At 71.7% G+C, this 6,706-nt stretch carries 7 protein-coding genes; all 7 read right to left on the bottom strand.

All coding sequences use genetic code 11. The annotated features are described in order from the left end of the window. Positions 1-118 precede the first annotated feature (118 nt). The gene (locus O1R50_RS01000; protein WP_270107963.1) at positions 119-883 is read right to left on the bottom strand and encodes a WecB/TagA/CpsF family glycosyltransferase; all 765 of its coding nucleotides are present in this window, start codon (positions 881-883) and stop codon (positions 119-121) included. Beyond that, the gene (locus tag O1R50_RS00995; RefSeq protein ID WP_270107962.1) at positions 883-1,866 is read right to left on the bottom strand and encodes an NAD-dependent epimerase/dehydratase family protein; all 984 of its coding nucleotides are present in this window, start codon (positions 1,864-1,866) and stop codon (positions 883-885) included. The genes O1R50_RS01000 and O1R50_RS00995 overlap by 1 nt, the downstream gene beginning before the upstream one ends. A 38-nt stretch (positions 1,867-1,904) precedes the next feature. After that, the gene (locus O1R50_RS00990; RefSeq protein ID WP_270107961.1) at positions 1,905-2,876 is read right to left on the bottom strand and encodes a hypothetical protein; all 972 of its coding nucleotides are present in this window, start codon (positions 2,874-2,876) and stop codon (positions 1,905-1,907) included. 33 nt (positions 2,877-2,909) lie between these two features. Beyond that, positions 2,910-3,428 (bottom strand): GNAT family N-acetyltransferase, encoded by a 519-nt coding sequence (locus O1R50_RS00985; protein ID WP_270107959.1) that lies wholly within the window; start codon positions 3,426-3,428, stop codon positions 2,910-2,912. Between the two features lie 136 nt (positions 3,429-3,564). Next, a complete protein-coding gene (locus O1R50_RS00980) occupies positions 3,565-4,719 on the bottom strand; it encodes an FAD-dependent oxidoreductase (RefSeq protein ID WP_270107958.1) in 1,155 nt (384 codons plus the stop codon). A gap of 21 nt (positions 4,720-4,740) precedes the next feature. Beyond that, positions 4,741-5,781, bottom strand: a complete 1,041-nt coding sequence (gene lgt / locus O1R50_RS00975; RefSeq protein WP_270107957.1) for a prolipoprotein diacylglyceryl transferase — start codon at positions 5,779-5,781, stop codon at positions 4,741-4,743. A 136-nt stretch (positions 5,782-5,917) separates the two neighbouring features. Then, complete coding sequence (gene trpA, locus O1R50_RS00970) at positions 5,918-6,706, bottom strand: tryptophan synthase subunit alpha (protein ID WP_270107956.1); 789 nt, start codon at positions 6,704-6,706, stop codon at positions 5,918-5,920.

The raw sequence follows: 6,706 nt of genomic DNA, 5'->3' as shown, positions 1-6,706 counted from the left end.
GCGCGTCAGGGCCGAGTTCGGCCAGCAGGTCGCACAGTTCCTCGCGTTCGCGCATGTCGATCGGTGCACTGCTCATCGCGTCGCTCCCTCGCCCGGGCTCCGCGGCGGGATGGTCGTGCTAGTCGCGCAGGAACGGGGGCCGTTTGCGGATGGCCCGCAGGTAGGCCGGGTTGTTCCGGAAGTACCGGCGCCAGAGCCGCTTGGGCTCCTTCGTGAGCCGGTAGAACCATTCGAGGCCGTTGCGCTGCATCCACGGCGGGGCCTGCGGGACGAGCCCGGCGTGGAAGTCGAACGCGGCGCCGACGCCGAACATCGCGGGGGCGCCCAGGCGGTCGCGGTGGGCGGCCATCCAGCGCTCCTGCTTCGGCGTCGAGAGGCCCACCCACACCAGCTGCGCGCCGGAGTCGTTGATGCGCTTGACGATCGCTTCGTCCTCCTCCTCGGTGAGGGGACGGAACGGCGGCGAGTACATGCCGGCGAACTTGACGCCCGGGATGCGCTCGGCGAGCTTCTCCGCGAGCAGTTCGGGCACGCCGTCCTTGCCGCCGTAGAGGAACGAGGTCCAGCCGCGCTCGGCGGCGCGCGCGAGCACGTTGAGCATCAGGTCGGGCCCGTAGACCCGGTCCATCCAGTCGGCGCCGGCCTTGCGCCCGGCCCACACCATCGGCATGCCGTCGGGCGTGGTGAGCCCGGAGGCGTTGTGGATGGCGAGGAGCTCGGGGTCCCGCTGGGACTCCATGACGCCGTGCACGCCGGTGACGCACACGTAGTGGCGTTCACCGGCGTCGACCCAGCGGGTCACCTCGGCGAGCGCCATCTCCTGGTTGACGGTGGAGACGCCGACGCCGAGGACGTCGACGCGGCGCAGCTTGGGGTCGGTCATTACAGGCTGTACTTAGCCTTGACCTGGTCGTAGACCCACTCGTAGGTCTTCGTCATGCCCTCGCGGAGGCTGATGGACGGCTCCCAGCCGTAGTACTTCTGGATGAGCGTGTTGTCCGAGTTGCGGCCGCGCACGCCCAGGGGGCCTTCGATGTGCTTGAGCTCGATCTCGATCCCGGCGATGTCGGCGACCAGGTAGTACAGGTTGTTGATGGTGGTCAGCTCGGAGGAGCCGAGGTTGAGCGGCTCGGTGACGTCGCCGCGGGTGAACATCTTGGTGCCGTGGACGCAGTCGTCGATGTAGGTGAAGGAGCGGGTCTGCTCGCCGTCGCCCCAGATCTCGACGGTCTTCTCGCCCTTGAGGGCGGCGAGGGCGATCTTGCGGCAGGTCGCGGCGGGGGCCTTCTCGCGGCCGCCGTCCCACGTGCCTTCGGGGCCGTAGATGTTGTGGTAGCGGGCGATGCGGGTCTCGAGGCCGAAGTCCTCGCGGAAGTGGCGCGCCATGCGCTCGGAGAACAGCTTCTCCCAGCCGTAGCCGTCTTCGGCGTCGGCGGGGTAGGCGTCCTCTTCCTTCAGCGGGGCGATGTTCGCCTCGGTCTGCTTGTAGCCCGCGTACACGCACGCGGAGGAGGAGTAGAAGAAGCGGCCGACCTCGGCGTCCTTGGCGGCCATCAGCATGTGCGTGGAGGGGAGCACCGAGAGCATGCACAGGGCCTTGTTGTTCTCGATGAAGCCCATGCCGCCCATGTTGCAGGCGAGGTTGTAGACCTCGCCCGCGCCGTCGCCGACGGCCTCGCGGCACGCGTCGAGGTCGGCGAGGTCGCGCTGGAGGTTCTCGGTGTCGCCGTGGACCTGGTACCACTCGTCGAGGGGCTTGACGTCGACGGCGCGAACGGTCTTGCCTTCGGCGAGGAGGCTCGCCACCAGGTGCCCGCCGATGAAGCCGCCGGCTCCAGCCACTACCGCGTCCACGCTTGCCGCCATCGTCACTCCTCAAGGTTTCGGATACGGGGAAAGAAGCCTCAGCCTACCTGCCGCGTTGACGCGCCCACCAGCCGGGAAATGGGGTGTAAGTCACCTTTGGAGGCGGTTTCCGGGGCGTTCGCGGGCTCGTTCGCGCCGCGCCGCAGCAGCTGTGCGGGACCGATCACGAACAGGTCCGGGTCGGGGTCGGCCGTGATGGCGGCCTCGACGCGGGGAGCGATGCAGTAGAGGCGCGTCTTGGGGTCCCCGAGCAGCCGCCTGACGTAGCGGAGGCGTTTGAGCTGGCGTTCGACCATCTGGAACTTCCAGCGGATGGTGCCGAGCGCGATCGGCTCGCCGGTCTCGCTCCACGCGGCGAGCTCGATGGTGCGCAGCTGCCGGAAGCGCGGGTCGGGGACGGTGAGGCGGGTGGTCTGCGCGGCGGCCGGGTCGTTCAGCGCCCATTCGCGGGCGAGCCGGTGGAACTCGGGCCGGCACACGTACCGGTCGTAGCGGGCGTGGGTCATCCGCCACAGTTTGTCGGTGATGTAGCCGCGCCGCCAGCGCGCGAGGTGCTGGGCGAGCATCGCGTAGTGGAAGCGGGCGAGGCGGTGCTCCATGGTCCAGAACGGCGCGTCGGGTTCTAGGGGGTTGGCCTCGGCGCGGATGAGGCCCGCGGCTTCGAGGCGCGGGAGCAGCACGTCGAGGTCGGCTTCGGACAGGCCGGTGGCGGCGCGCAGGTCGTAGGGGGTGCGGGGGCGGGTGGTGACGGCGGCGAGGACGTCGTCGACCGCCTTGTCGGGCGCTTCGCCGAGGACGCCGGCGACGGCGCCCGCCGCGGTCTCGAGGAAGGGGCCCTCGGGCCGCAGGAACGCGGACTTGACCCAGGTGTCGACCTCGCGGCGGTGCTGGGGCAGGTCGCCGGCCAGCGCCAGGAGGGCGGGGTCGGAGCCGAGGAGGGCGTGGACGCTGACGGCAGTCTCGGGGTCGGCCACGCCTACGGAGAGGATGGACTCGCGCAGTTCGTTCATAGCCATTGCGATGCTACACAAGTGCTGCGCGCGTCACAGTTCACGGAACATGAGGTGCATGCCGACCAGGCCCTCGACCGGGTGGCGGAAGGTCTCGGGGAGGACCGCGAGGGTCCGGAAGCCGAGCGAGTGCCAGAGGTCGACGGCGCGCGTGTTGGTGGCCACGACGGCGTTGAACTGCATGGCGGTGAACCCGTCGGCCTTGGCGCGGGCGAGCGCGGCGTCGCCGAGGGCCCGGCCGATGCCCTTGCCGCGCACGGAGGGGTCGACCATGAATCCGGCGTTGGCGATGTGCGCGCCGCGGCCGGGCTGGTTGGGGTGGATCTCGGCGATCCCGACGACGCGGCCGCCCGAGCCGCCCTCGCGCTCCTCGCCGTCCTCGAGCACCGCGACCAAGGCGCTCGCAGGGGCCGTCTTCTCGATCCAGTACGCGCGCAGGCGATCCTCGGTCGTGTCCGGCTCCCACACGAAGTGCTCACCGGAGGCGACGATCGGCGCGGCGAACGCCCACACGGCGGGCCAGTCCTCGGGGCGGGCGTCACGGATCTGCATGGCCTGGAAGCCTACTCGGGGCCTCAGCCCGTCGCCAGTGCCCCGATCGGCGCTCCGATGTCATACCCCCGTGTCAGGGTTGGCATCGGGGGCCCATCGATGTCCGTTCTGCCGGGACCCTCCGCTCACGTTTCGCTCAGCGCGGCGGCTGCCAGTCCGAAAGCGACGCGGCCTGGTTCTGCACCCACGAATCCGGCACCGCCCGCAGCAGGCTCTTGGTCACGCCGCGGCCGCCCGAAGCGATCGTGTGGACGCGCCGCGACAGCCGCGCGACCCGCTTGATCCGCGCCAGGCGCGCCCGGTCGTAGGAGCCGAGCGCGGCGGGCACCGACTCGGGGCTGCGCCGCAGCGCCCACCCGAGCGTCACCGCATCCTCCAGGGCCAGGCTCGCGCCCTGCGCGAGGATCGGCGCGACCCCGTGCGCGGCATCGCCCAGCAGCACCAGGCCGCCGTTGCCCACCGGCTGGTGCAGCACCGGCGGGACCGGCCACACGTACCGGACCGGCTGCTGCGTCAGCTCCGAAGGGCGCGTCGCCGCGATGAACTTCCCCACCGGCGCAGGCCAGTCCGCGAACCACCGGTTGATGAGCTCATGCTGGATCTGCGGCGACTCCGGCCGCATCCCGCCCGGCACCGTCGCCCACCAGCACGCCCCGGCGTTCCCGAGGTCCCCGTACCCGAACCGGCGCCGGTCGGGCCCGTAGATCTCGACCGCGTCCGTCGTCCGCTCAGGCGCCCGGTGGGCGGGGATGAGCCCGCGGAAGCACACCACCCCCGCGTCCACAGTGGGCGAACCGGGGGCGATGAGCGCACGCGTCGGCGAATCGATGCCGTCAGCGGCGACCACCAGCTCCGCGTCCCAGCGGCGCGAAGCGTCCCCCGCCGCCAGATCCACCATGTCGATCCGGTCGACCTGCGTCGCCGGATGCACCTGCACATTGTCGCCCAGCCGCGACACCAGCGCCTCGTACAGCATCGCGGTGTGCACCATCACCGAAGGCGTGCCGTCGTCGGCCCCGAGCATCGCCGCCGCGAACGAGCTCGACAACCGGTCCTCGTTGCGGATCTCGAAGCGGTCCACCGGGGTCCCCGAGGCGTCGAGCAGCGCGTCGACCCCGAGCGCGCGCAGCGCGCGCACACCCGACGCCCACAGGACCATGCCCAGGTTCTCGCCCTTGAGGCGCTCGCGCCGCTCCAGCAGCGCCACCCGCCAGCCCAGTTTGGACAGCACGATCGCGCTGGCGAGCCCGGCGACGCCGGCGCCGACGACTACGGCTCTTCGGTTCTGCATCTGCACCTGCCCGGGGAGGGGTCAGCTGTCGTCGCGGGGTTTGCCCGCGTCGGCCGGGGGTTCCTCGGCGATCGGCTCGTCGGCGATGACGTCGTCCTCGGGCCGATCGGGCTCGGCGTCGGGTTCAGCGTCGGCTTCGTCAGCGGCGGACTCGATGTCGCCCGGCTCATCGCCCTTGGGGAGAGCCCCGTCGACGTACCCGGCGGCCTCCGCCTCCTCGGAGTCCCACGCGACGGCGACGCGCTCGCCGCCGTCGAGGACGAACACCTGGCGCTTGCCGCGCACGGCGAGCAGGTAGACCACGGCGAGGACCACGACGACGATGCTCACCCACTGGTTCAGGCGCAGCCCGGCCCAGCCCTCGGCCGGGTCGATCCGCAGGCCCTCGATCCAGAAGCGGCCGGTCCAGTAGAGGGCCGCGTAGAGCGCGACGGCGCGCCCGGCCCCGAACTTCCACCGGCGGTCGGCGAGCAGGAGCACGGCCGCGACGCCGAGGTTCCACAGCGCCTCGTAGAGGAACGTCGGGTGGAACGTGGCGTACTCGAGGTAGCCGGCCACCCGGTGTTCGAGGTCGATCGAGACGGCCCACCACGCGTCGAGCGGCTTGCCGTACAGCTCCTGGTTGAACCAGTTGCCGAGGCGGCCCACGGCCTGCGCGACCGGGATGCCGGGAATGCACGCGTCGGCGACCATCGCGAACGGCAGGCCCAGCTGGCGGCAGCCGAGCCACATGCCCACGGCGCCGAGGAGGATCGCGCCGGGGATGCCGAGGCCGCCCTCCCAGACGGCGAGGGCCTTCCACGGGTCGCCGTCCGGCCCGAAATAGGCGTCCGGGCTGGTGAAGACATGGTAGAGACGGGCGCCGACGATGCCGAAGGGCACCGCCCACACGGCGAGGTCGAGCACCGCCCACTTGGGGGCGCCGCGGGAGCGCAGGCGCGCCTCGGCGATCCAGCAGGCGACGACGATCCCTGCGATGAGGCAGAGGGCGTAGGCGCGGATCGGGATAGGGCCGAGGTGCCAGACGGACTCCGACGGGCTCGGAATGTATGCGAGGTCCACGACGAGTAAACCTATCGGTTGCGCGAGCGGCACATGGCACGGCCCCGAGCCGGTCCCGCACCCGGCCCGCCGCGCCACCCGCGCGCGGACGGCGAAGAGCCCCGCGGGAGCACTCCCGCGGGGCCCTCCGACTGCTCTAGCGGCGCACGCCCTCGGCGAGGTCGGCCGTCAGCTCCGCGAGCCGCTGGTGGCCCGTCGGGATGTCCGGCGCGTCCAGGTAGCAGTTGACGATCGCCGAACCGACGATCACCGCGTCCCCGTACGCGCCGATCTCCGCGGCCTGGTCGCCGGAGCGGACCCCCAGCCCCACGCCGATCGGCAGGTCGGTGTGCCTGCGGGTGCGCTCCACCAGCGCCGGAGCGACCGCCGAAGTGGCGGCGCGGGCGCCGGTGACGCCCATGACCGACTGCGCGTACACGAACCCGCGGCACGCGGCCACCGTCGAAACGATCCGCTCCTCAGTGGACGACGGCGCGACCAGGAACACCCGGTCCAGACCGTACGCGTCCGAAGCCTCGATCCACTCCCCCGCCTCGTCCGGGATCAGGTCGGGCGTGATCAGCCCCGCCCCGCCCGCCGCCGCGAAATCACGCGCGAACCGGTCGACCCCGTACCGCTCCACCAGGTTCCAGTACGTCATGACCAGGATCGGGACGCGGCCCGCGACCGCCTCGGTCACCTCGAACACCTGCCGCGTCCGGAACCCGCCCGCGAGCGCCTGGTCCGCGGCCTTCTGGATCGCCGGACCGTCCATCACCGGGTCCGAATACGGCAGGCCCAGCTCGATCATGTCGGCCCCGTGGTCGATCATGATGTCCACGGCCTTGATCGAATCGGCCAGCGTCGGATAGCCCGCCGGCAGGTAGCCCACCAGCGCCGCCCGGCCCTCGGCCTTGGTCTTCGCGAAAGCGTCAGCAGCGTGCAC

This window comes from Glycomyces luteolus (genome assembly GCF_027622875.1).
GTDB lineage: Bacteria > Actinomycetota > Actinomycetes > Mycobacteriales > Micromonosporaceae > Glycomyces > Glycomyces luteolus.
The sequence above is the reverse complement of the archived record's forward strand: the minus strand, read 5'-3'. Positions and strand labels throughout refer to the sequence as shown.

Bases quoted from the DNA above. Each gene is read 5' to 3' on its own strand.
- O1R50_RS01000 (WP_270107963.1), bottom strand. From the start codon at position 883: ATGACCGACCCCAAGCTGCGCCGCGTCGACGTCCTCGGCGTCGGCGTC.
- O1R50_RS00995 (WP_270107962.1), bottom strand. From the start codon at position 1,866: ATGGCGGCAAGCGTGGACGCGGTAGTGGCTGGAGCCGGCGGCTTCATC.
- O1R50_RS00990 (WP_270107961.1), bottom strand. From the start codon at position 2,876: ATGAACGAACTGCGCGAGTCCATCCTCTCCGTAGGCGTGGCCGACCCC.
- O1R50_RS00985 (WP_270107959.1), bottom strand. From the start codon at position 3,428: ATGCAGATCCGTGACGCCCGCCCCGAGGACTGGCCCGCCGTGTGGGCG.
- O1R50_RS00980 (WP_270107958.1), bottom strand. From the start codon at position 4,719: ATGCAGAACCGAAGAGCCGTAGTCGTCGGCGCCGGCGTCGCCGGGCTC.